The organism is Paraburkholderia sp. GAS334, from assembly GCF_050436625.1.
In the GTDB taxonomy this organism is placed as follows: Bacteria; Pseudomonadota; Gammaproteobacteria; order Burkholderiales; family Burkholderiaceae; genus Paraburkholderia.
In genome coordinates this window covers 251,761-273,290 of the sequence record NZ_JBNDMO010000004.1, presented here as the reverse complement: position 1 = coordinate 273,290, position 21,530 = coordinate 251,761, and the positions used below count along the sequence as shown (strand labels likewise).

The window sequence follows — 21,530 nt, the reverse complement described above, 5'->3', positions numbered from 1 at the left end:
AGGAGCAACTTATGTCGCTGGAAGGAAAAGTCGCGCTTGTGACCGGCGCCGCAAGCGGTATTGGCGAACAATGCGCACGCAAGCTGGCCTCGGACGGCGCGGCGGTTGTCATTGCTGACCTGAATCTGACAAACGCGCAGCAGGTCGCGGACAGTATCGTCGCCACGGGTGGAAAAGCACTTGCGGTGTCGATGGACGTCACGAGCGAGGAAGCGGTCAACGCAGGCATTGAAGACGCAGTTGGCAAACTTGGCGGCATCGATGTGCTGGTGTCGAACGCGGGCATTCAGATTGTCAACCCGATTGAAGACTACGCCTATTCCGACTGGAAGAAGATGCTCGCCATTCACCTGGATGGCGCATTTCTGACCACGAAGGCTGCTATCAGGCATATGTACGCTTCTGGAAAGGGAGGCTCCATCATCTACATGGGCTCCGTTCATTCACACGAAGCGTCAAAGCTGAAGTCGGCTTACGTCACCGCCAAGCACGGTCTGCTGGGTCTTGCTCGGGTCGTGGCGAAGGAGGGTGGCTCACGCGGCGTGAGAGCGAATGTTGTATGTCCGGGCTTTGTCCGTACTCCACTGGTTGACAAGCAGATTCCGGAACAGGCGAAAGCGCTCGGTATTCCGGAAGCTCAAGTCGTTAAGGACGTGATGCTGAAGGAAACCGTCGACGGCGAATTTACCACCGTAGCCGATGTTGCCCGAACGGTGGCCTTCCTGGCAGGGTTTGAATCAGCAGCGCTGACCGGACAGTCGATTGTGGTCAGTCACGGCTGGTTCATGCAATGAGGAGCCGACGATGCGCCGCAGTCAACGCAATACATTGAAGCAACCGAATCATCTTGAGCTACCTTCCTACGACGAAATCGGTCTGGTCCTGCAGGGCGGTGGCGCGTTGGGTTCCTATCAGGCCGGCGTCTATGAGGGGCTTGCAGAAGTGGGTGTCGAACCCACCTGGATATCGGGCATCTCGATTGGCGCCTTGAATACCGCCATCATCGCAGGCAACGCACCAGAGGACCGGGTAGAAGCATTGCGCGGCTTCTGGAACACCATCTGTCAACCAGCGGACTTATTCGGGCACGTTGGCGCTTTGGTCCCGGCAGCGCTTGGGTTTCCGAACGTTGGGCGCAAGTGGTCGAGCATGTGGGCTGCCGGTCGCGCTTTAACTGAAGGTCAAAAGGGCTTTTTCGCGCCGCGCTTTTCCGTACCTATCGCCGGCGTTGCAAAGAAACAGCCGAACGAGGTGAGCTTTTACGATACGACGGCGTTGCGTGCGACGCTCGTCAAGTACGCCAATTTCGACCGTATTAACGACGGTGACGTTCGCGTTTCCGTCGGTGCGGTCAATGTTCGAACGGGCAATCTGGTGTACTTTGACAACACGCAGACTCGTCTCGAGCCGGAGCACTTTATGGCGTCTGGTGCGTTGCCGCCGGGCTTTCCAGCAGTAGAAATCGACGGAGAATATTACTGGGACGGAGGTCTGGTCTCAAACACGCCGCTCACGGAAATCGTCAGGGAATGCCAGCACAAAGATACGCTGGTCTTCCAGGTTGACCTGTGGAGCGCAAGAGGAACGCTACCTGGCGATTTGCTTGATGTCGCCGAGCGGGCCAAGGACATTCAATACTCAAGCCGGACCCGCGCCATCACGGCGTTCGTGTCGCAGAGCCAGAAGCATGCTCGCCTGATCAAGGAACTGCTTGAACACATTCCAGAGACAGTGCGGCATACACACCCGCTAGTCCGGCAGGCACAGAAAGTCGCAGACGGCGGTGCGGTCAATGTCGTGCACCTTATCTACAAGAACAAGTTTTTTGAAGGTCACTACAAGGACTATGAGTTCAGCAACGACACCATGGGCGAACATTGGGCGAGCGGCCTCGAGGACATCCGCCGCTCGTTCGGTAATCCCGACTGGTTCGAGGTTCCAGACCATGACCTTGGCTTCGTTACGCATGACGTCCATCGCCATGAAGCAGGTCCGGCTCCAGTTTCCGATACATTCGAAGCCATGCCGAAACCATCGGAGTTAGTTGACGCGGTGGCGGAAGCGCCGTCAGACACCCGCTAGAGTCGCGACGCCGTGGAAGTCTGGTGTTGTAAAAATTACAACGAGGATGGGCTCGTAAAGCGGTAGCGGGACGGCCGCTATGTACGAGCACCCGCCTTGCCGCCCGTCCGCCAATCCGCTTTTGTTATCACCACATCCAATACTCGAATTGTTGAGCTATCGGTCTCCCCGTATATTGGCTACATAAACATTCAAGCCAGGTGCAGGAGACAGCAATGAACCGGATCGATCTGGACAACCGCGTCGTCGTCATTACTGGTGGCGCGCGCGGTATTGGGTACGCGGTGGCGCAGCGGGCGCTGCAGTCGGGCGCGTCAGTGGCGCTATGGGACGTCGATGCCGACCGGCTCGCGCGCAGCGAGCGCGAACTCAGTGAACACGGCAAGGTAACTTCCGCCGTCGTCGAGCTGACAAGTGAAGCTTCCGTTGCGGACGCAACGAATCGAACCATCGAGCAACACGGCGCGATCCACGTGCTGATCAACTGCGCGGGCATCACCGGCGGCAACGGCAAATTGTGGGAACTGGACCCGGACGTGTGGCGGCGCGTGATCGATGTGAACCTGATCGGCCCGTACCTGACAAGCCGCGCCATCGTTCCGCAGATGTTGAAGCAGGGCTATGGACGCATCGTCAATATCGCGTCGGTCGCGGGCAAGGAAGGCAATCCGAACGCTTCGCACTATAGCGCTTCGAAAGCCGGCCTGATCGGGCTCACCAAATCGCTTGGCAAGGAGCTGGCCACCAGCAATATCCTCGTCAACGCGGTCACTCCAGCCGCAGCAAAAACCGAAATCTTCGATTCGATGGCGCAGGAACATATCGACTACATGCTGTCGAAGATTCCGATGAACCGCTTCCTGTTGCCCGAAGAAGCCGCGTCACTGATCCTCTGGCTGTCTTCTGAAGACTGTGCGTTCAGCACAGGCTCGGTGTTCGATCTGTCCGGCGGCCGCGCGACTTACTGACGCGTTCCAGGCCGGCACAGGAAGACAGGCTTGTCGAACCGGCCACGAAGCCGGACGAATCAGGAGACACGATGAACACGACTTCCTCGACCGAGGCAGTTATCGGCAAGGTCATGCGGCGGCTATTGCCGTTCCTGCTGCTGATGTACGTGCTGGCCTTCCTCGATCGCGCGAACATCGGCTTTGCGCAAAAGGCGCTGCAGCACGATACAGGTCTTTCCGATGCCGCCTTTGCGTTTGGCGCAGGCGTGTTCTTCGTCGGCTATGCGCTGTTTGAAGTGCCGAGCAATCTGCTGCTGCATCGCGTCGGCGCGCGGTTGTGGATGTGCCGCATCATGGTGACGTGGGGCATCGTTTCTGCGGGCATGGCGCTGGTGCATACGCCATTTGCGTTCTATACGCTGCGGTTTCTGCTCGGCGTCGCCGAGGCGGGTTTCTTCCCCGGCATCATCTACTACCTGACACACTGGTTTCCGCAATCAGCCAGGGCGCGTGCCGTCGGCGTGTTCTACTTCGGCGCGCCGCTCGCGTTTATTTTCGGCAGTCCGCTGTCGGGCCTGCTGCTCGATCTGCATGGCGCGCTCGGCCTTGCGGGCTGGCAGTGGCTGTTTCTGATCGAAGGTGGCCTGGCTTCTGCAGTCGGCGTATGGGCGTTCTGGTATCTCGACAACCGGCCCGCGGATGCCCGATGGCTTGATGACACGCAACGCAACCTGCTCGCAGCCGCGCTCGATGAGGACGCCCGCGAGGCCGCCGCACATGGCCCGCGCGGCGTGCTGGCCGCGCTTTGCGATCGCCGCGTGCTTGCGCTTTCGTTCATCTATCTGTTGATCCAGACCAGCGTGTACGGCGTGATCTTCTATCTGCCGCAACAGGTTGCGGCGCTGCTTGGCACGAAGGTCGGGCTGCGCGTCGGCCTCGTGACAGCGTTGCCGTGGTTGTGCGCGGTTGCGGTCACCTGGTACGTGCCGCGTCGCGCGGATCGCACAGGCGGGCATCGTAGCTGGGCCGTGCTGTTGCTGGTCGTCGCAGGTTGCGGGATCGGTCTGTCAGGATTGCTGCATAGTCCGGCGCTTGCACTCATTGCGTTGTGCTGCGCGGCCAGTGGCTTTATCGCGGCACAGCCGCTCTTCTGGACCTTTCCGACGCGTTACCTCACGGGTGCTGCCGCTGCGGGTGGTATCGCGTTGATCAATTCGCTGGGCAGTATCGGTGGCTTTATCGCGCCTACATTGCGCACGGGCGTCGACCAGGCATTCCCGTCGATGTCGGCCGGGCTGATCGTACTCGGCGCGGCCAGCGTGCTCCCCGCGCTCCTGATCGCCACACTGTTTCGCCGCAGCGAAGACGGTTCGCTTTCGCTGTTTCATCACCCGATTCATCACTCCCGCTAACGCAACCCACGCACCGATACACGCGTGAACAGGCGCTAACGGACGCACTTACATACGGACAACACGGAGCCCATCCTCATGGCCATGCCCACTATCCGGCACGTGCGTGCCTTCATCGTTCGCGGCGGCGGCGCCGATTATCACGACCAGGCCGACGGTCACTGGATCGACGATCACATCTCGACGCCGATGGCGCGTTACCCGGAATACCGGCAAAGCCGTCGGTCGTTCGGGATCAATGTGCTGGGCACGCTTGTGGTCGAGATCGAAGCCAGTGATGGAACGGTTGGCTTTGCGGTCACGACGGGCGGCGAGATTGGCGCGTTCATCGTGGAAAAGCATCTCGCGCGCTTTCTTGAGGGGCAGCTTGTCACCGACATCGAGAAAATGTGGGATCAGATGTATTTCGCCACGCTCTACTACGGTCGCAAGGGCGTGGTGCTGAACACGATTTCGGGCGTCGATCTCGCGTTGTGGGATCTGCTCGCAAAGGTGCGCAAGGAGCCGGTGTATCAGCTTTTGGGCGGACCGGTACGCGATGAGCTGGTGTTCTACGCGACGGGCGCGCGCCCCGACCTTGCAAAGCAGATGGGCTTTATCGGCGGCAAGATGCCGTTGCAGCACGGCCCCGCAGAAGGTGAAGAAGGTCTCAAGAAGAACATCGCAAAGCTGGCCGACATGCGCTCGAAAGTCGGTGACGATTTCTGGTTGATGCTCGACTGCTGGATGAGCCTTGACGTGCCCTACGCGACACGTCTTGCGCAGGCCGCGCATGAATACGGTCTAAAGTGGGTCGAGGAATGTCTGCCGCCGGATGACTACTGGGGTTACGCCGAACTGCGCCGCAACGTGCCTCGCGGCATGATGGTGTCGACGGGCGAACATGAAGCGACGCGCTGGGGCTTCAGGATGCTGCTGGAGATGGAGTGCTGCGATCTGATCCAGCCGGACGTCGGCTGGTGCGGCGGCATTACGGAACTGATCAAGATTTCCGCGCTCGCCGATGCGCACAACGTGATGGTGGTGCCGCATGGTTCGTCGGTGTATAGCTATCACTTTGTCGTGACGCGTCATAACTCGCCGTTTGCGGAATTCCTGATGATGGCGCCGAAGGCGGACCAGGTTGTACCGATGTTCACGCCATTGCTGCTCGATGAACCCGTGCCCGTGAATGGCCGCATGAAAGTGCCTGAAACGCCGGGGTTCGGCGTGCGGTTGAATCCAGAATGCGCGCTGGCGCGTCCGTATTCGCACTAGACGTGAATTGAACGCGTAATGCGTATTGAACGGCTCGCGCGGATTCGCAACGATATAGCTGAAAAGCGGAGGAAAAGACGTGCTGCTCAAGGACAAGGTAGTGATCGTCACCGGTGGGTCGCGCGGTATCGGTCGCGCGATAGCCGTTGCGTGCGCAACCGAAGGCGCCGACGTGGCGATCAACTTCTGGGGCGATAACGACGCGTCGTATGGACGCCGTTCGGCGGTCGAAGAAGTCGTCGGCGAAATTGAAGCGCTGGGACGTCGCGTGATCGCGGTCGAAGGTAACGTCGCGCTCCCGGAAACAGGCACGGAACTCGTGCGCCGTACCGTCGATGCGTTCGGCAAGGTCGATGTACTCGCAAGCAATGCCGGCATCTGTCCGTTCCACGCGTTTCTCGACATGCCCGCTGAGGTGCTCGAAACGACGGTTGGCGTCAACCTGAATGGCGCGTTCTATGTGACGCAGGCGGCGGCGCGGCAGATGAAAGAGCAGGGCACAGGCGGCGCGATTGTCGCGACGAGTTCGATCAGTGCACTGGTGGGCGGCGGCATGCAGACGCATTACACGCCGACTAAAGCGGGCGTGCATTCGCTGATGCAGTCATGCGCGGTCGCGTTGGGACCGTATGGCATCCGCTGTAATTCGGTGATGCCGGGCACGATTGCCACCGATCTGAACGCAGAAGATCTCGCCGACGAAGCCAAGAAAGCGTACTTCGAAAAACGCATTCCGCTAGGCAGACTGGGCCGGCCGGACGATGTCGCGGAGTGCGTGGTGTTTCTGGCTTCCGACCGTGCCCGCTATGTGACAGGTGCTGCATTGCTGGTGGACGGCGGCCTTTTCGTCAACCTTCAGTGAGTATTCAATGCGCGGGTTGTGGCGCGACGGCATGGACGTCGTCGCGTGCGAGCGACTTCGAAAACCCGCGCAGCAGGTCGACAAAGTGCTCCGCAGGCTCGGCAAGCGGTTCGCCCTTGCGGGTGAGAATGCCGAAGCCTGGCAGACTTTTGCCGATTTCAGCAGGCAGCGCGACGAGCAGTTTGCCGCGCACGTGGTCGCGCACAACGGATTCCGGCAGCATCGCAACGGCGTCGTAGTTCTCAAGTAACTGGAGCGTCGCGAAGATCGACGCGCATTCGGTCAGATTCACCGGCGTCGCGAGACCGGCGCGCGCAAGTTCTTCTTCGAAGAGCACGCGCGCAGGGCTCGACAGCGGTTGCGCGACCCACGGCCACTCGATCAGCTCACGAAGTGTGATCGATTTGCAGCCGGCAAGCGGATGCGCACTGCGAACGACGAGCAGCAACGGTTCGCGGGCAAGCAGTTCGAAGCTGAAGTCATTGTGTTGCAGCGGACTTGTCAGCCGGCCAAGCGCGAGGTCGACTTCGCGGCGATGCAGCAACTGGACAACCTGATCGCTGGTTTCACCGAGGATGCGCACATTGAGAAGCGGCCGCTCGGTCTTGAGCGCGGCGACGGCCATGGCCAGCAGATCGGGCGCGGCGCCCATGATGGCGCCGACGGTCAACTGGCCGTGACCGCCTTTACGTTTGACGTCGAGGTCTTCGGCGAAGCGCGTCAATTCGGCGAGCGCGCGCCGGGCGTAGGCAAGGGTGACGACGCCGAGCGGCGTAGGCTGCATGCCGCGGGCGTTGCGCTCGAAAAGCAGGAAGCCAAACGCTTCCTCGATATCGCCGAGCATACGGCTGGCGCTTGGTTGCGCGACGTTGATCGCTTCAGCGGCCTGGTGGACGTTGCGCGCGTCGTCGAGCGCAACGAGAAGCGCAAGGTGTTTGAACTTGAGCCTGTTGACGAGGGCGACCGTAGAAGCGTTGTGGTTCATGGACCTGTGCGATTCGGTTTCAGTATCGCCCAATCCCAACTTCGGATTGAGATGCTATCGACGCCGGAATTATAGTCGTTCCAGACGCTTCGCCCGAGAAAGCGCAGAACACAACTGGAGACACGAGGTGATGGAGACAGTGGCTTTCCGGATGATGCTCAACCCCGGCATGCGCGAAGAATACGAACGCAGGCACCGGGACATCTGGCCAGACCTCGTTGATGCACTGCACAACGCTGGCGTGCACGACTATCGGATCTTCCTCGATGAAGAGACGAACCATCTGTTCGCCGTGCTCGCGCGCCCTGTCGACCATACGATGGACCAGCTACCCGCTCTCGACGTGATGCGCAAATGGTGGGATCACATGGCCGACATCATGCAGACGGCTCCCGATCACACGCCGTTGCAGCAAACGCTCGTGCCGGTGTTCCATCTTCCCTGAACGACCTTTAAACACTTAAACCTTCAACGGGCGGAGGGTGCCCCATGCAAGTGGTCGACCCGCACATTCATCTGTGGGACCTGAAAACGCATCACTATCCGTGGCTGGCAAACCCGGGCGTGTCGTTCGTTGGCGACGCACGCGAGTTGAAGCACGACTATCTGATCGCCGATCTGCACGCCGACGCGCGCGACATCGAAGTGCTGAAAGTCGTCCACGTCGAGGCGAACCACGATCCGGCTGATCCAGTCGAAGAGACGCGCTGGCTGCAACAGGTTGCCGATGCAACGGAATCGCGCGGGATGCCGCAGGGCATCGTTGCGGCAGTCGACCTGTCTGTATCGAATGCTGCTGAAGTGCTCGAAGGTCACGCGGCGTTTGCGAATACGCGCGGCGTGCGGCAGATATTGAACGTGCATGCCACGCGGCTATACGACTACATCGGTCGGCATCTGATGCGTGACCCGCTATGGCGCGAGAACTTTTCGCTGCTGCGACGGCATGGAATGTCGTTCGATCTGCAGCTTTATCCGTCGCAGATGACGGAAGCGGCGGCGCTGGCGAATGCGCATCCGGGGACGCAGTTCATCATCAATCATGCCGGCATGTTTGTGGACCGCAACAGCGTCGAGGGCTTTCGCGCGTGGCGTGACGGTATGCGATTGCTGGCAAGCTGCGAGAACATCGCCGTCAAGATAAGCGGCCTGGCGATGTTCGATCATCGATGGACGGTGGAAAGCCTGCGGCCCTATGTGCTCGAAACCATCGACACGTTTGGTACGTCGCGCGCGATGTTCGCATCGAACTTTCCAGTCGACAGGCTGTTCGGTTCGTACACGGATTTGTGGAACGCGTATGCGTCGATCGTCGAAGGCGCCAGTGAAGACGAGAAAGATGCACTCTTCAAAAGCAACGCCGAGCGCATCTATCGTATCTAGACGCTGGCGGCGCAAACGGATTATCGCGACGCTCGAGCAGCGTCGCACGATGGAGGAGACAACGCAGTGCAGCAACAACCTTCCGGTGGACCGCGGCTTGAATTGAAGCATGCGAGCAAATCATTCGGCCGTGTGCGGGCGCTCTTCGATGCTGAGCTTGCGCTATGGCCTGGCGAAGTGCACGCGCTGCTCGGCGAGAACGGCGCGGGCAAGTCGACACTCGTCAAGATTCTGGCTGGCGTGCATCAACCGGATACGGGCGAGTTGCTTGTCGACGGCATCCCACGTCAGTTCGCCACGCCCGCCGAGGCGCGCGATGCGGGCCTTGCGGTGATCTATCAGGAACCGACGCTGTTTTTCGATCTGTCGATTGCCGAGAACATTTTCATGGGCCGCCAGCCGGTGGACCGCCTTGGCCGCATTCAATACGATGCGATGCATCGCGAGGTGCGTGATCTGCTCGCGTCGCTGGGTGTCGATCTGCGTGCGGACCAGATGGTTCGCGGGCTGTCGATTGCCGATCAGCAGGTCATCGAAATCGCCAAGGCGCTGTCGCTGAACGCGAACGTGCTGATCATGGATGAACCGACTGCGGCGTTGTCCCTGCCGGAAGTCGATCGGCTCTTTACGATCGTGCGCCGGCTGCGCGAGCGCGATGTCGCGATTCTTTTTATCACGCACCGACTCGACGAGGTTTTTGCGCTCACGCAGCGCGTGACGATCATGCGCGACGGCGCCAAGGTGTTCGATGGACTAACCGCCGAACTGGATACTGCGTCGATCGTCGCGAAGATGGTCGGTCGCGACCTGGAAAGTTTCTATCCGAAGGCGGATGTAAAGCCGGGCGAAGTGAGGCTTTCGGTGCGCGGTCTGACGCGCGTCGGCGTATTCAAGGACATCTCGTTCGAGGTTCGCGCAGGTGAGATCGTGGCGCTGGCGGGACTCGTCGGCGCAGGCCGCAGCGAAGTGGCGCGCGCGATCTTCGGCATCGATCCGTTCGATTCTGGAGAGATCCGTATTGCGGGGAAGCCGTTAAAGCCGGGGCGTCCCGCGGCGGCAGTCCAGGCTGGCCTTGCACTCGTGCCTGAAGATCGCCGGCAGCAAGGCCTCGCGCTGGAACTGAGCATCGCGCGTAATGCGTCGATGACCGTACTGGGTCGACTCGTCCGGCACGGACTGATTTCAGCCAGAAGCGAACGTACGCTCGCCACGCAATGGGGTACGCGATTGCATCTGAAAGCGGGTGATCCGTCCGCACCCGTCGGCACGCTTTCGGGTGGCAACCAGCAAAAAGTGGTGCTCGGCAAATGGCTTGCAACGAATCCCAAGGTGCTGATCATCGATGAACCCACGCGTGGCATCGACGTCGGTGCGAAGGCGGAGGTGTATGGCGCGCTGGCAGAACTGGTTCGCGATGGCATGGCGGTGCTGATGATTTCAAGCGAGTTGCCGGAGGTGCTCGGCATGGCCGATCGTGTGCTCGTGATGCATGAGGGACGCATTAGCGCCGACATATCGCGCGCCGAAGCGAACGAAGAGCGGATCATGGGCGCGGCGCTGGGCCAGTCCACCGCGACGTTGGGGCACGCAGCATGATGCGCCATTCGACAACCCATACTCACGCTGCGCCCGTGCAGCCGCCTGACACTCGACGTCCGGCTTCGGGCGCCGGCGGCCTCATCGGCACCATCGCAAAGAGCCGCGAGACGACGCTTTTTGTCGTGCTCATCCTGCTGGTGGTCGGCACGGCACTCGCGAAGCCGCAGTTCCTCAATTTGCAGAATCTGCGCGATGTGCTGCTGAATGTGTCGATCGTCAGCTTGCTGACGGCGGGCATGACCGTGGTGATTCTGATGCGCCATATCGACCTGTCAGTCGGGTCGACCGTCGGCGTGAGCGCGTACGCAGTCGGGAGTCTCTTCGTCGCGTTCCCGCACATGCCGGTTATCGTCGCGCTTGCTGCGGGTCTGGCGATCGGTCTCATTGCGGGCGGGATCAACGCGTTGCTGGTAGCGGTGGGGCGCGTGCCATCGCTGGTGGCGACGCTATCGACGCTCTACATTTTCCGCGGCGCGGATTACGCGTGGGTCCACGGCGGCCAGATCAACGCGACCAGTCTGCCGGAATCGTTCTCGCGGCTCGCAACGGGTGCTGTATTCGGTGTGCCGTCGCTTGCGTTGATCGCTGCTGTCGTGCTGATCGGTCTGTCGATCTATCTGAAACAGTTCCGCGGCGGTCGCGAACACTACGCGATCGGCTCGAATCCAGAGGCCGCGAGGCTTGCAGGTGTCAACGTCGAGCGGCGCGTGATGGCCGGGTTTCTGATCAGCGGTGCAATTGCAGGCTTCGCCGGCGCGTTGTGGCTTGCCCGTTTTGGTACCGTCGACGCCAGCACCGCCAAGGGGATCGAGCTGCAGGTGGTCGCCGCGGCGGTGGTCGGTAGTGTAGCGATCACGGGCGGCGTCGGCACGATTCTCGGCGCCACGCTTGGCGCGCTGGTGCTTGGCGTTATCAGCATCACGCTTGTCGTGCTGCACGTGTCGCCATTCTGGGAACAGGCAATTGAAGGTGCGCTTATCGTCGTTGCGATCGCGGCCGATACGCTGCTCGCGCGCTCCGTCGCTAAACGCATGATGAGGAAACGCGATCATGGTTAAACCCGATTCCGCTTTGCTGACGCGTCGACGTGAGACGCCGCTTCAATGGGAAGTGCTGCTTGTCGTCGTATTGATTCTCGCCTTGATCCTTGGACGTGTGCTGTCGTCGGTGTTTCTGACGGCGGCGAATCTTGGCAACGTACTCGCCGACCTCACCGAAATTGCGTTGATGGCGCTACCAATGACGTTGATCATCGTCGCGGCGGAAATCGATCTGTCGGTGGCGTCGGTGTTGGGGGCGTCCAGCGCGTTGATGGGCGTGCTATGGCATATGGGTCTGCCGATGCCGGTTGTCATCGTGCTTGTGCTGGTCTTTGGCGCGTTAGCCGGGCTGCTGAACGGTCTGGTGATCGTGAAGCTGAACCTGCCTTCGCTTGCCGTGACGATCGGTACGCTCGCGCTGTTTCGTGGGCTTGCGTATGTGCTGCTTGGCGATCAGGCCGTTGCCGATTTCCCGGCCGCGTACACGGCATTCGGTATGGACACGTTATGGTCGAGCTTTATTCCATTGCCGTTTGTCATTGTGATTGTCTGTGCGGTGGTGTTCACGGTGCTGCTGCAGGCGACGCCTTTTGGACGCAGTCTCTACGCGATCGGCGCGAATTCCACCGCGGCCGCGTTTTCCGGCATCGATGTAGCGAAAATCCGGTTGAGGCTGTTCGTGACATCGGGTGTACTCAGCGCGCTGGCAGGCATTGTCTACACGCTGCGCTTCACCAGTGCGCGCGGCGATAACGGCGAAGGCTTTGAGCTATCGGTGATCGCGGCCGTTCTGTTTGGTGGAGTGAGCATTTTCGGCGGGCGCGGTTCGATGTACGGTGTGCTGCTTTCGCTACTGATCGTCGGCGTGCTGAAGAATGCGTTGACGCTCGATGACGTGTCCAGCGAAACGCTGACTATTGTCACAGGCGTGCTGTTGCTCGCATCGGTGCTTATTCCTAACCTGGTTGCACGCTGGCGCGCGATGCGCGACCGGCGGTTTATCGCCAGATCGGGTGGAGCACGCAGCACATGAATGACGCAACAGGTGATAGAGGTCAGGACGATTAACAACCCCGGGTACAAGACACCCGACAATATAACCAGGAGACATGACATGAGAAGACCACTTCGTTGCGCCAGCGCGGCGGCGCTGTGCGCCGCACTGCTAGGCCTGAGCTGCGCGGCGGGCGCGGCTGACCTCAAAAGCGGGCTGAAGATCGCGTTTCTGCCCAAGCAGATCAACAACCCGTACGAAGTCATCGCCGACGATGGCGGCATGGCCGGCATCAAGGAATTCAACGGTGTCGGCAAGGTAGTCGGCCCATCGGATGCGGGTGCGTCGTCGCAGGTGCAGTACATCAACACGCTGATCACGCAGAAGCAGGATGCCATTGTGATCGCGGCCAATGATGCGAATGCAGTCGTGCCGTATCTGAAGAAAGCGATGTCGCAAGGCATCAAGGTCGTGACGTTCGACTCCGATACCGCACCCGAAGGACGCCAGCTGTTCGTCAATCAGGCGAACGCGGAAAGCATCGGACGCGGTCAGATCCAGCTCGTGTCGAAGTTGATGGGCGGCGAGGGTGAATTCGCCATCCTGTCGGCAACGCCGAATGCGACCAATCAGAACACCTGGATCAAGTGGATGCAGGATGAACTGAAAAAGCCGGAGTATTCGAAGCTGAAGCTGGTGAAGATCGCTTACGGCAACGATGACGACCAGAAGTCGTTCGTCGAGACGCAAGGTCTGCTGCAGGCGTATCCGAACCTGAAGGCGATCGTTGCGCCCACATCGGTTGGTATCGCGGCGGCGGCTCGCTACATATCGACCTCGTCGAGCAAGGGCAAGGTGGCTGTGACCGGTCTCGGTACGCCGAACCAGATGCGCGCGTTCGTCAAGAACGGCACTGTGAAGGCGTTCCAGCTGTGGGATCCGGGCCAACTCGGTTATCTGGCCGCGTTTGCCGCTGCGAACCTGGCGTCAGGGACGATTTCGGGCAAGGAAGGCGAATCGTTCGAAGCCGGCAAACTTGGCAAGCGCACGATCGGCCCGAAGGGAGAAATCATCCTTGGACCGCCGACTACATTCGACGCGAGCAATATCGACAACTTCAACTTTTAACGTAGTGGGTACGCCTCCACGCTTTAAGGTTCAGGCGTAAGCCCCCAGCTGTCTGGCAAAGCGCCGCGCGCATTCAAGTCCGAATGCCGTCGGCGCGATGCCGCGATCGTGTTGCACATCAAAGCCCATTCTCCACCCAGCTATCCGTTTGCCATAGCAGGTCAACGAATCGAGCGACTGCATCACAAACACAATGGATGGCAGCACTTCTGCATACAGCGCCTCCGCGCGTGCCTCGTCTCCTGCAACAAAAGCTCGCTGGATGGCGACCTGCCTGTCGAAGGTATCCGGTGCAACGATCAGGCCGGCGCAACCCGCGCGCAGATTGTCGATGATTTCCTGACCGCCGCGTCCGTTGAATACGGGCAGTGGCGTCCCAAGCGCGCGCAACTGGTCGATCGTGTTACGGATCGTAATCGCGGGTCCTTCGCCTTTGAGCCATCGAAAATTGTCGCGTTGGCGCGCAAGTTCAACGATCGATTCTGCTGACAGTCCGACGCCGAGATACTCAGGCGCGTTTTGAATTCCAACCGGAGCGCGCACGCGCAGCATCACGTCGGCGAAAAAATCGAAATAGAACGATTCGGGCTGATTACGCGCGGAAGGCGGCTGCAGGATGAGCCATGACGCACCACGCGCTACGGCGTAATCGGCAAGCGCGGCCTGGGCGTCAACCGTGTCGCCCGTGATCGTGACGGCGAGCGGCACGCGCGCATCGATGTCTGCACTGGCCCAGTCGATCACCTGATGCTTCTCTTCGAGCGACATGCGATGCACTTCGGTCGCAAGCCCCAGGATCACAATGCCGGGTGCGCCTGCGTGGATCGTGGTATCGACCTGCGTGCGCATCGCGTTTCGATCGAGCTGATTGCGCTGGTCGAAGTACGCGTACAAAACGGGCCAGATTCCGCCGGGAGGAAGCGCATCGATCGCCGTCATTCGCCTGTTTCCTTATCAGTGGGCGTTAGTGAGAATCGCGCGGCACCGGCGCGCCGCTCGATCCGACCAGAAAGTCCAGATCCGCGCCCTGGTCTGCCTGCAAGACGTGCTCGACATAGAGCTTGTAGTAACCGCGCTTCGGCAGATCCGGCGCCTGCCATTCCGCGCGACGGCGCGCGAGTTCTTCGTCGGAAACTTCGAGATGCAGACGGCGCGCTTCGACATCGAGTTCGATCATGTCGCCGGTTTTCACGAGTGCGAGTGGGCCGCCCGCAGCCGCTTCCGGCGACACGTGCAGCACCACCGCACCGTACGCGGTGCCGCTCATGCGGCCATCCGAAATGCGGACCATGTCGGTGATGCCTTTTTCCAGCACCTTCTTCGGCAGTGGCATGTTGCCGACTTCAGCGAAACCCGGGTAACCCTTCGGCCCCGCGCCCTTGAGCACCATGATGCAGTGCTCGTCGATATCGAGCGAGTCGTCGTCGACCTTCGCATGCAGTTCCTCAATGTTCTCGAACACGACGGCGCGGCCGCGATGTTTCAGCAGCTTCACCGTCGCGGCCGATGGCTTGATCACCGCGCCATTCGGCGCGAGATTGCCCTTGAGCACGGCAATGCCTGCCTTCGGCTTGAACGGCTCGGCAAATGTCGTGATGACCTTCTCGTCGTAATTGGGCGCGCTGGACACGTTGTCCCAGATCGTCTTGCCGTTGACCGTCAGCGCGTCGCGATGCAGCAGGCCTTGCTCGCCGAGTTGCTTCAACACCGCGGGCAATCCACCCGCGTAGTAAAAGTCCTCCATCAGGTATTCGCCCGACGGTTGCAGGTTCACCAGGCACGGCACGTTCGAACCCAGTTCCCAGTCTTCCAGCGAAAGCTCCACGCCGATCCGCTTCGCGAGCGCGATCAGGTGAACCACCGCATTGGTCGACCCACCAATCGCCGCATTCGTGCGGATTGCGTTCTCAAACGCCTGACGCGTAAGGATCTTGTCCATCGTCAGGTCTTCGCGGACCATATCGACGATGCGGCGTCCGGCCAGATGCGCGAGCACCTGACGTCGCGCATCCACAGCCGGAATCGCCGCGTTATGCGGCAAACCCATACCGAGCGATTCAACCATCGAGGCCATCGTCGACGCCGTGCCCATCGTCATGCAGTGACCCCGCGAGCGGTTCATGCACGATTCAGCTTCGGTGAATTCTTCCTGCGTCATCGTGCCGGTGCGCACTTCCTCAGACATCTGCCAGACGCCGGTTCCTGAACCGATGGTTTTGCCGCGAAACCGGCCGTTCAGCATCGGGCCACCGGAAACCGCCAGCGCCGGCAGATTGCACGACGCCGCGCCCATCAGCAGTGCTGGCGTGGTCTTGTCGCAACCCACGAGCAGAATTACGCCATCCATCGGATTGCCGCGAATCGATTCTTCGACATCCATCGAAGCGAGATTGCGAAACAGCATGGCAGTTGGGCGAAGATTGGATTCGCCAAGTGACATCACCGGAAACTCCAGCGGCAAACCGCCCGCTTCACGCACGCCTTTCTTCACGTACTCAGCGAGTTCACGAAAGTGCGCGTTACACGGCGTGAGTTCCGACCACGTGTTGCAGATGCCGATCACCGGACGTCCATCAAATTCGTCGTGCGGAATGCCCTGGTTTTTCATCCACGAGCGGTGGATGAATCCATCCTTGTCGTTCCTGCCGAACCAGCTTTGCGAACGGAGCTTGCGCATGTCCTGTCTCCTGGAAAGCTTCGTGATGAGGTTATACCGTATCTATTGGAATCGTCCTGGCGCGAGTTAAGTTTATATTCTGCGCTTCATTGGCTGTTACTTAATGGTAGTCAATGAAGGGGAACGTGACGCGGCGTTCGCGCGGTTCTACCGGGGCAGCGACGCTGGCGGTGGAGGGCAGTGGGCTAGGGTTGTCGATCGTGCGGGAGATTGCACGCGTACACGATGCACAGGTCGCGCCCGGCGATGCGGTGGGCGGCAGCCTCGTTGTCAGCGTGCGTTTCCCGGCGGTCCGCAGCGCATGACTGTCTGAGTACCCGATTTTCCGGTAGCGAGCCATTGCGACAGACGGGTACGCAGGTCACGCACGTATCGCGAAGCCGTCTACGTACGCATCGGGATGAGTGCCATCCCATACCCGGCCGTCGATCAATACCTGCGGCGCGCTTTCTGCGGGCACAGGAATGCCCATATTCTGCGCCGCCTCGCGATACAGATCCGTCGCGTTGATCGCCGCGGCGATGGTTGCGTAGTCATCGATGCGGTCGATCATGCCCCATCGCCGATATTGCGTCATGAACCAGACGCCGTCGGACGGTCGCGGATAGTTCACCGCGCCACCTTCAAAAAAGCGCACAGGCAACCGGACAGCATTGGCTGCTTCGTTTCGCAATCTCAATGCAATCAGTTCCTCGGGCACACCCAGAAACTCGGGCTGCGCCAGCCGTCGCGCGATTTCAACGCGATGTCCGGAATCGTCCAGCCAGCGGCATGCTTCAAGCATCGTCTGCACTAGCGCGCGGGCGGTGTTTGGGTGAGCGCTGACGAAATCGCGCCTGCACGCGAGTACTTTCTCCGGATGGTCCGGCCAGACTTCGCTGCTGTAAGCCACGGTTTTGCCTACGCCTCGCGCTTCGGCAACGGCATTCCAGGGTTCTCCCACGCAAAGTCCGTCGAGTCGTTCTTCCGCCAGCGCGCCGACCATCTGCGGCGGCGGAATCACCACGCTTTCGATATCGCGCAGCGGATGGACGCCTTGCGCGGCGAGCCAGTAATACAGCCACATCGCGTGTGTGCCCGTTGGGAACGTCTGCGCGAAAACTGGTTTTCTCCCAAGCGTGGCGAGTGCCCTGGGCAACGTTTTGTGCTCGCTTATCGCGTCGGCAAGGCGGTTCGATACCGTGATCGCCTGGCCATTGCGGTTGAGCACCATCAGCACGGCCATATCCGTTTGCGGACCACCGAGCCCGAGTTGCACGCCGTAGACGAGTCCATAGAGCGCGTGCGCCGCGTCCAGATCACCGGACAGGAGCTTGTCGCGCACAGCCGCCCATGATGGCTGCCGACACAATTCAAGCGTCAGGCCATGTGCATGGCCGAACTCGAGCAGCTTGGCCGCCACCAGCGGCGCGGCATCGCTCAGCGCGACAAAACCCAGCCGCAGATGCGTTTTCTCGAGCCGTTCCGTGGCGTCCGGCTGGACGTGATGAGTGAGTGCGTTCATGAGCGAGCCATCATTCAGGCGATTCCGCCGACGCGATCAACTGGCGCGCAACCTCGGCGAGTTTGACGCCCTGGTTCATCGCGCGCTTGCGCAACGTCGCGTAGGCGGCATTTTCAGTCATTTTCTGCTGATCCATCAGCAGGCGTTTGGCACGGTCGATCAGCTTTCGTTCAGCGAGTTCGTTTTCAGCCTGCGCGAGACGCTCGCGCAATTGCGATTCCTGCGCGAAACGTGCTAGCGCCACTTCAAGAATCGGCGCAAGGCGCTCGGTCGCGAGACCTTCGACCAGATAAGCCGTTACGCCTGCGCCAACCGCGTCGCGAATCAGCTGCTGGTTTGCGTCGGGGCTGAACATCAGGACGGGGCGCGGCGCGGTCGCGTTCATCACGGCGAGCTGTTCGAGGGTATCGCGAGAGGGTGATTCGGTATCGATGATGATGACATCGGGCCGCTCGCTCTCGACGACACGATGCAGCGCTTCCGGCGTCGCCGTGCCGGTCAGCATGTCATAGCCGAGCCGTGCCAGGGCGTCGCGCAGATCGCCGATAGGCTTGTCCGTGTCGGTGACGAGCAGTACGCGCAGCATCTTTCGTCTGTTGATATCGGCCGTTCCAGTGTGTTCAGGTTGCAACGGCAGTCGCCTCGCACATCCGTTTTAATTCGGGGACGCACGAGCCGCAGACGGTGCCGCAGCCGAGCTTCGTTTTCAGTTCCGGCAGGGTCGCGCCGCCTGCAATCGCTTCGTGGATGCGCGATTCGCTAACCTGCATGCAGTTGCACACCACGCGGTCACGCGCAACGTTTGCCTGCTTTTGTGTAGAGAATACCGCGAAGCGCGGTCCAGACCACGGTGCGGCGTCGCGTAAGCGCGCGAGCAGGGCATCGGCGTTCGCGACATCGCCGGCGAAAACGAAGCCGTCGATGACGTTGTCGCGCCACACGACGCGCTTGTCAAGACCGCGTCGTGCGTCGCGGTATTCGAGTGTGTCCTCGCCTGTCGGCAGATCGAGCGCTTCGTAGAGCTGTGACAGCCAGTCCTCCGGCGCATTGGCGTGGGCAGCGCGCAATACGATGAGATCGTCGTCTTCGATGCTGATCGCGGCGTAGCTGCATTCCTTCAACAATGGCTGCACGGCGGCCTGCAGCGCGAGCACGTCGCCGCGTCGTGCCGCGACCAGGCGCCACGGGAGTTCCACCGGCTCGATGCGCACCGCTGCGTGCTTCAACTCGGGTTGAAACGATGAAGGATCAACAGCGGGTACGGTCGTTTCGTTGATGCCGCCGCTCGCGAGAAACTGGCCGCTCCAGTGCATGGGTGCGAATACCGTGCCGGACTGCACGTCGTCCGACAGTTGCACGGGGAGCACGAGATTGCCGCGCCGGCTCGATACGCGTACGAGGTCGCCTTCGTTGAAGCCGCGTCGTGCTGCATCGCCCCGTTGAATGCTGAGCGCAGGTGCAGGTGCATGCGAGAACAGTTTGCCGACGCGGCCCGTACGGCTCATGCCATGCCATTGATCACGCAGACGGCCGGTCAGCAGACGGAACGGAAAGCGCGCACTGGTTGCTTCCGCAACGGGCCGGTACGCGGTTGCGTGGAAACGCGCGCGACCGTCCTGTGTCGCGAAGATACCGTCGGTATAGCGGCGCGCCTCGCCTTGCATGGTCTTCGCGGGAAACGGCCATTGCTGCGGACCGCGTTCTTCCAGCGTCGTATAGCTCAGACCGCCGATGTCGAGGTCGCGTCCCTCGGTCAGCGTGCGATGCTCGTTGAACACGTCTTCGGGCGTATCGAACGCAAATAGCGTCGTAGTAGAAACCGCATTGCGCGCTTCGATCCGCTTCGCGACTTCGTTGACGATCCACCAGTCGGCCTTCGCCTCGCCTGGCGCCTGGACGGCGGCACGTACGCGTGAAATACGGCGCTCCGAGTTGGTGACCGTGCCGGATTTTTCGCCCCATGTCGCAGCGGGCAGTACGACATCAGCGAAAGGCACGGTGTCCGTTTGCATATACGCGTCCTGCACGACGACGAATTCCGCTTTCGCCAGCGCTTCGCGAACGCGCACGATATCCGGCATCGAATGCGCGGGGTTCGTGCACGCGATCCAGATCGCCTTGATCTTGCCGGCATGCAGCGCTTCGAACATATCGATAGCGGGCAGGCCGGGCCGGTCGGAAAGTTCGGATACGCCCCACAGCCGCGCGACTTCTTCACGATGCGCGGGATTGCCGATATCGCGATGCGCGGCGAGCATTGTCGCCATGCCACCGACTTCACGGCCGCCCATTGCATTCGGCTGGCCTGTCAGCGAGAACGGACCCGCGCCGGCGCGTCCGATCTGCGCGGTTGCAAGATGCAGGTTGATCAGCGCGAGATTCTTGTCGGTGCCGTGGCTCGACTGATTGAGTCCCATGCAATACAGCGACAGCGCGGCATCGCTTTCACCAAACCATTCGGCGGCCTGCATGACTTCGCGTTCAGTGATGCCGCACAGGCCCGCGACCATGCGCGGCGTGAAATCGCGCACCAGTGCCTTGAGCGCGTCGAAACCCGCCGTATGTTGCTCGACGAAATCGCGATTGACCCGACCTTCCCAGATCAGGTGATGCAGCATGCCGTTAAAGAGCGCGACATCGGTTCCCGGCTGGATCGCCAGATGCAGATCGGCCATCGCAGCGGTGTCGGTGCGACGCGGATCGATCACGATCCAGCGAATCGACGGATCGGCCGCTTTCGCTTCTTCCAGACGACGGAACAGCACGGGATGCGCCCACGCCATATTGCTGCCCGCGAACAGTACGGTTTTCGCCCTATCCAGATCGTCGTAGCAGGTAGGTGGACCATCCGCGCCGAGCGCCATCTTGTAGGCAGTGACCGCGCTCGACATGCACAGTCGCGAATTCGTATCGATGTTATTGGTGCCGATCAGACCTTTAGCGAGCTTGTTGAAGACGTAATAGTCTTCCGTCAGCAACTGGCCGGACACATAGAACGCGACCGCATCCGGGCCATCCTGCTGGATGACATCGGCAAAACGCGCCGCGACTGTATCGAGTGCGACCGACCATTCGACCTGTTGGCGCGGCGCATCGCGTCGCAGACGCATTTCCGGCACCTTTGCACGACCCGTTTCGCTTTGTGCCGTTAGCGCAAGCGACATCCCTTTCGTGCAGAGCCTGCCGAAATTCGCCGGGTGATCAGGATCGCCCTGAACACCCGTGATGCGGCCATTCTCCGCTTCGATGAGCACGCCGCAGCCGACGCCACAGTAGCAGCAGGTGGAACGGGTGACGGTCTTCATCGTATCTCCACGCGTGTTCAGGTGAGGCTGAGATAAATCGAACCGTCTTCGTCCACACGAACCGGAAAATGCCGCGCACAGCCTTCATCGGGCGCGCGGGCCTGACCGCTTGCGAGATCGATATTCCAGGCGTGCAGCGGGCACGTCACGCTTTCACCATGCACGATGCCGAGCGACAGCGAGCCGCCCTTGTGCGGGCAACGGTCGAGCAGCGCAAACACCTTGTCCTGCGCGGTGCGGAAGATCGCGACGTTGCCGGCTTCACGTTCGAGTACGCGGCTGCCGAGCGGCGGAATATCTGCGACGTCGCAGATGCGGGTCCATTGTTGAGTCACTTTCATGTCCATGGTGT

The 21,530-nt window shown here is 60.8% G+C and carries 19 protein-coding genes and 1 pseudogene; 13 read left to right on the top strand and 7 right to left on the bottom strand.

The window, feature by feature from the left end:
* The first annotated feature begins 11 nt into the window (after window positions 1–11).
* The 6 genes from P3T21_RS10190 (at window position 12) to P3T21_RS10165 (ending at window position 6,563) form a co-directional block, all read left to right on the top strand.
* The gene (locus P3T21_RS10190; RefSeq protein WP_429255805.1) at window positions 12–794 is read left to right on the top strand and encodes a 3-hydroxybutyrate dehydrogenase; all 783 of its coding nucleotides are present in this window, start codon (window positions 12–14) and stop codon (window positions 792–794) included.
* 10 nt (window positions 795–804) lie between these two features.
* Window positions 805–2,082, top strand: coding sequence for a DUF3734 domain-containing protein (locus tag P3T21_RS10185; protein ID WP_429255804.1), 1,278 nt, complete (start codon window positions 805–807; stop codon window positions 2,080–2,082).
* Between the two features lie 215 nt (window positions 2,083–2,297).
* Entirely contained in the window at window positions 2,298–3,050 is a 753-nt protein-coding gene (locus P3T21_RS10180) for an SDR family NAD(P)-dependent oxidoreductase (protein ID WP_429255803.1), read from the top strand.
* Between the two features lie 71 nt (window positions 3,051–3,121).
* Window positions 3,122–4,444 (top strand): MFS transporter, encoded by a 1,323-nt coding sequence (locus tag P3T21_RS10175; protein WP_429255802.1) that lies wholly within the window; start codon window positions 3,122–3,124, stop codon window positions 4,442–4,444.
* A 78-nt stretch (window positions 4,445–4,522) separates the two neighbouring features.
* Complete coding sequence (rhmD, locus tag P3T21_RS10170; protein WP_429255801.1) at window positions 4,523–5,701, top strand: L-rhamnonate dehydratase; 1,179 nt, start codon at window positions 4,523–4,525, stop codon at window positions 5,699–5,701.
* Window positions 5,702–5,780: 79 nt separating this feature from the next.
* The gene (locus P3T21_RS10165) at window positions 5,781–6,563 is read left to right on the top strand and encodes an SDR family NAD(P)-dependent oxidoreductase (protein ID WP_429255800.1); all 783 of its coding nucleotides are present in this window, start codon (window positions 5,781–5,783) and stop codon (window positions 6,561–6,563) included.
* 4 nt (window positions 6,564–6,567) lie between these two features.
* On the opposite strand, the gene P3T21_RS10160 is transcribed toward P3T21_RS10165, so the two are convergent.
* On the bottom strand, window positions 6,568–7,548 hold the full coding sequence (locus P3T21_RS10160; protein WP_429255799.1) for a LysR family transcriptional regulator: 981 nt from the start codon (window positions 7,546–7,548) through the stop codon (window positions 6,568–6,570).
* A 130-nt stretch (window positions 7,549–7,678) separates the two neighbouring features.
* Here P3T21_RS10160 and rhaM point away from each other — a divergent pair, with 130 nt between their 5' ends.
* The 6 genes from rhaM to rhaS all read left to right on the top strand — a co-directional run bounded on the left by rhaM (window position 7,679) and on the right by rhaS (window position 13,692).
* Window positions 7,679–7,993, top strand: coding sequence for an L-rhamnose mutarotase (rhaM, locus tag P3T21_RS10155; protein WP_429255798.1), 315 nt, complete (start codon window positions 7,679–7,681; stop codon window positions 7,991–7,993).
* 44 nt (window positions 7,994–8,037) lie between these two features.
* Complete coding sequence (locus tag P3T21_RS10150; RefSeq protein WP_429255797.1) at window positions 8,038–8,931, top strand: amidohydrolase family protein; 894 nt, start codon at window positions 8,038–8,040, stop codon at window positions 8,929–8,931.
* A 132-nt stretch (window positions 8,932–9,063) separates the two neighbouring features.
* Complete coding sequence (locus P3T21_RS10145) at window positions 9,064–10,527, top strand: sugar ABC transporter ATP-binding protein (RefSeq protein ID WP_429255933.1); 1,464 nt, start codon at window positions 9,064–9,066, stop codon at window positions 10,525–10,527.
* Window positions 10,524–11,588: an ABC transporter permease gene (locus P3T21_RS10140; protein WP_429255796.1), complete on the top strand. Its 1,065-nt coding sequence runs from the start codon at window positions 10,524–10,526 to the stop codon at window positions 11,586–11,588. The genes P3T21_RS10145 and P3T21_RS10140 overlap by 4 nt, the downstream gene beginning before the upstream one ends.
* Window positions 11,581–12,603, top strand: coding sequence for an ABC transporter permease (locus P3T21_RS10135; protein WP_429255795.1), 1,023 nt, complete (start codon window positions 11,581–11,583; stop codon window positions 12,601–12,603). Before P3T21_RS10140 ends, P3T21_RS10135 begins: the two co-directional genes overlap by 8 nt.
* A gap of 81 nt (window positions 12,604–12,684) precedes the next feature.
* Entirely contained in the window at window positions 12,685–13,692 is a 1,008-nt protein-coding gene (gene rhaS, locus P3T21_RS10130; RefSeq protein ID WP_429255794.1) for a rhamnose ABC transporter substrate-binding protein, read from the top strand.
* 30 nt (window positions 13,693–13,722) lie between these two features.
* Here the strand turns inward: rhaS and P3T21_RS10125 are convergent, their stop codons facing one another.
* Complete coding sequence (locus tag P3T21_RS10125; protein ID WP_429255793.1) at window positions 13,723–14,631, bottom strand: dihydrodipicolinate synthase family protein; 909 nt, start codon at window positions 14,629–14,631, stop codon at window positions 13,723–13,725.
* Between the two features lie 25 nt (window positions 14,632–14,656).
* Window positions 14,657–16,369 carry an IlvD/Edd family dehydratase gene (locus P3T21_RS10120; RefSeq protein WP_429255792.1) on the bottom strand — a complete coding sequence of 571 codons (1,713 nt, stop codon included), beginning with the start codon at window positions 16,367–16,369 and terminating at the stop codon, window positions 14,657–14,659.
* A 121-nt stretch (window positions 16,370–16,490) separates the two neighbouring features.
* Between P3T21_RS10120 and P3T21_RS10115 the strand changes: the two are divergent.
* Window positions 16,491–16,674 (top strand): annotated as a pseudogene (locus P3T21_RS10115) (ATP-binding protein); the annotation flags it as partial.
* Between the two features lie 56 nt (window positions 16,675–16,730).
* Here the strand turns inward: P3T21_RS10115 and P3T21_RS10110 are convergent.
* From P3T21_RS10110 to nirD, 4 genes are read right to left on the bottom strand one after another with little or no spacing between them, the layout of a single operon-like run.
* Window positions 16,731–17,873, bottom strand: coding sequence for a CmpA/NrtA family ABC transporter substrate-binding protein (locus tag P3T21_RS10110; RefSeq protein WP_429255791.1), 1,143 nt, complete (start codon window positions 17,871–17,873; stop codon window positions 16,731–16,733).
* A 10-nt stretch (window positions 17,874–17,883) separates the two neighbouring features.
* Window positions 17,884–18,459: an ANTAR domain-containing response regulator gene (locus P3T21_RS10105; RefSeq protein WP_429255932.1), complete on the bottom strand. Its 576-nt coding sequence runs from the start codon at window positions 18,457–18,459 to the stop codon at window positions 17,884–17,886.
* Between the two features lie 34 nt (window positions 18,460–18,493).
* The gene (locus P3T21_RS10100) at window positions 18,494–21,178 is read right to left on the bottom strand and encodes a molybdopterin-dependent oxidoreductase (RefSeq protein ID WP_429255790.1); all 2,685 of its coding nucleotides are present in this window, start codon (window positions 21,176–21,178) and stop codon (window positions 18,494–18,496) included.
* Between the two features lie 17 nt (window positions 21,179–21,195).
* The gene (nirD, locus tag P3T21_RS10095) at window positions 21,196–21,519 is read right to left on the bottom strand and encodes a nitrite reductase small subunit NirD (RefSeq protein WP_429255789.1); all 324 of its coding nucleotides are present in this window, start codon (window positions 21,517–21,519) and stop codon (window positions 21,196–21,198) included.
* Between the last annotated feature and the right edge of the window lie 11 nt (window positions 21,520–21,530).

What these genes read in the sequence shown, in the direction of transcription:
- nirD (WP_429255789.1), bottom strand. Translation starts at nt 21,519, where the DNA reads ATGAAAGTGACTCAACAATGGACCCGCATCTGCGACGTCGCAGATATT.
- P3T21_RS10125 (WP_429255793.1), bottom strand. Translation starts at nt 14,631, where the DNA reads ATGACGGCGATCGATGCGCTTCCTCCCGGCGGAATCTGGCCCGTTTTG.
- P3T21_RS10160 (WP_429255799.1), bottom strand. Translation starts at nt 7,548, where the DNA reads ATGAACCACAACGCTTCTACGGTCGCCCTCGTCAACAGGCTCAAGTTC.
- P3T21_RS10110 (WP_429255791.1), bottom strand. Translation starts at nt 17,873, where the DNA reads ATGAACGCACTCACTCATCACGTCCAGCCGGACGCCACGGAACGGCTC.
- P3T21_RS10120 (WP_429255792.1), bottom strand. Translation starts at nt 16,369, where the DNA reads ATGCGCAAGCTCCGTTCGCAAAGCTGGTTCGGCAGGAACGACAAGGAT.
- P3T21_RS10190 (WP_429255805.1), top strand. Translation starts at nt 12, where the DNA reads ATGTCGCTGGAAGGAAAAGTCGCGCTTGTGACCGGCGCCGCAAGCGGT.
- rhaS (WP_429255794.1), top strand. Translation starts at nt 12,685, where the DNA reads ATGAGAAGACCACTTCGTTGCGCCAGCGCGGCGGCGCTGTGCGCCGCA.
- P3T21_RS10180 (WP_429255803.1), top strand. Translation starts at nt 2,298, where the DNA reads ATGAACCGGATCGATCTGGACAACCGCGTCGTCGTCATTACTGGTGGC.
- P3T21_RS10100 (WP_429255790.1), bottom strand. Translation starts at nt 21,178, where the DNA reads ATGAAGACCGTCACCCGTTCCACCTGCTGCTACTGTGGCGTCGGCTGC.
- P3T21_RS10150 (WP_429255797.1), top strand. Translation starts at nt 8,038, where the DNA reads ATGCAAGTGGTCGACCCGCACATTCATCTGTGGGACCTGAAAACGCAT.
- P3T21_RS10185 (WP_429255804.1), top strand. Translation starts at nt 805, where the DNA reads ATGCGCCGCAGTCAACGCAATACATTGAAGCAACCGAATCATCTTGAG.
- P3T21_RS10105 (WP_429255932.1), bottom strand. Translation starts at nt 18,459, where the DNA reads ATGCTGCGCGTACTGCTCGTCACCGACACGGACAAGCCTATCGGCGAT.
- P3T21_RS10135 (WP_429255795.1), top strand. Translation starts at nt 11,581, where the DNA reads ATGGTTAAACCCGATTCCGCTTTGCTGACGCGTCGACGTGAGACGCCG.
- P3T21_RS10140 (WP_429255796.1), top strand. Translation starts at nt 10,524, where the DNA reads ATGATGCGCCATTCGACAACCCATACTCACGCTGCGCCCGTGCAGCCG.
- rhaM (WP_429255798.1), top strand. Translation starts at nt 7,679, where the DNA reads ATGGAGACAGTGGCTTTCCGGATGATGCTCAACCCCGGCATGCGCGAA.
- rhmD (WP_429255801.1), top strand. Translation starts at nt 4,523, where the DNA reads ATGGCCATGCCCACTATCCGGCACGTGCGTGCCTTCATCGTTCGCGGC.
- P3T21_RS10175 (WP_429255802.1), top strand. Translation starts at nt 3,122, where the DNA reads ATGAACACGACTTCCTCGACCGAGGCAGTTATCGGCAAGGTCATGCGG.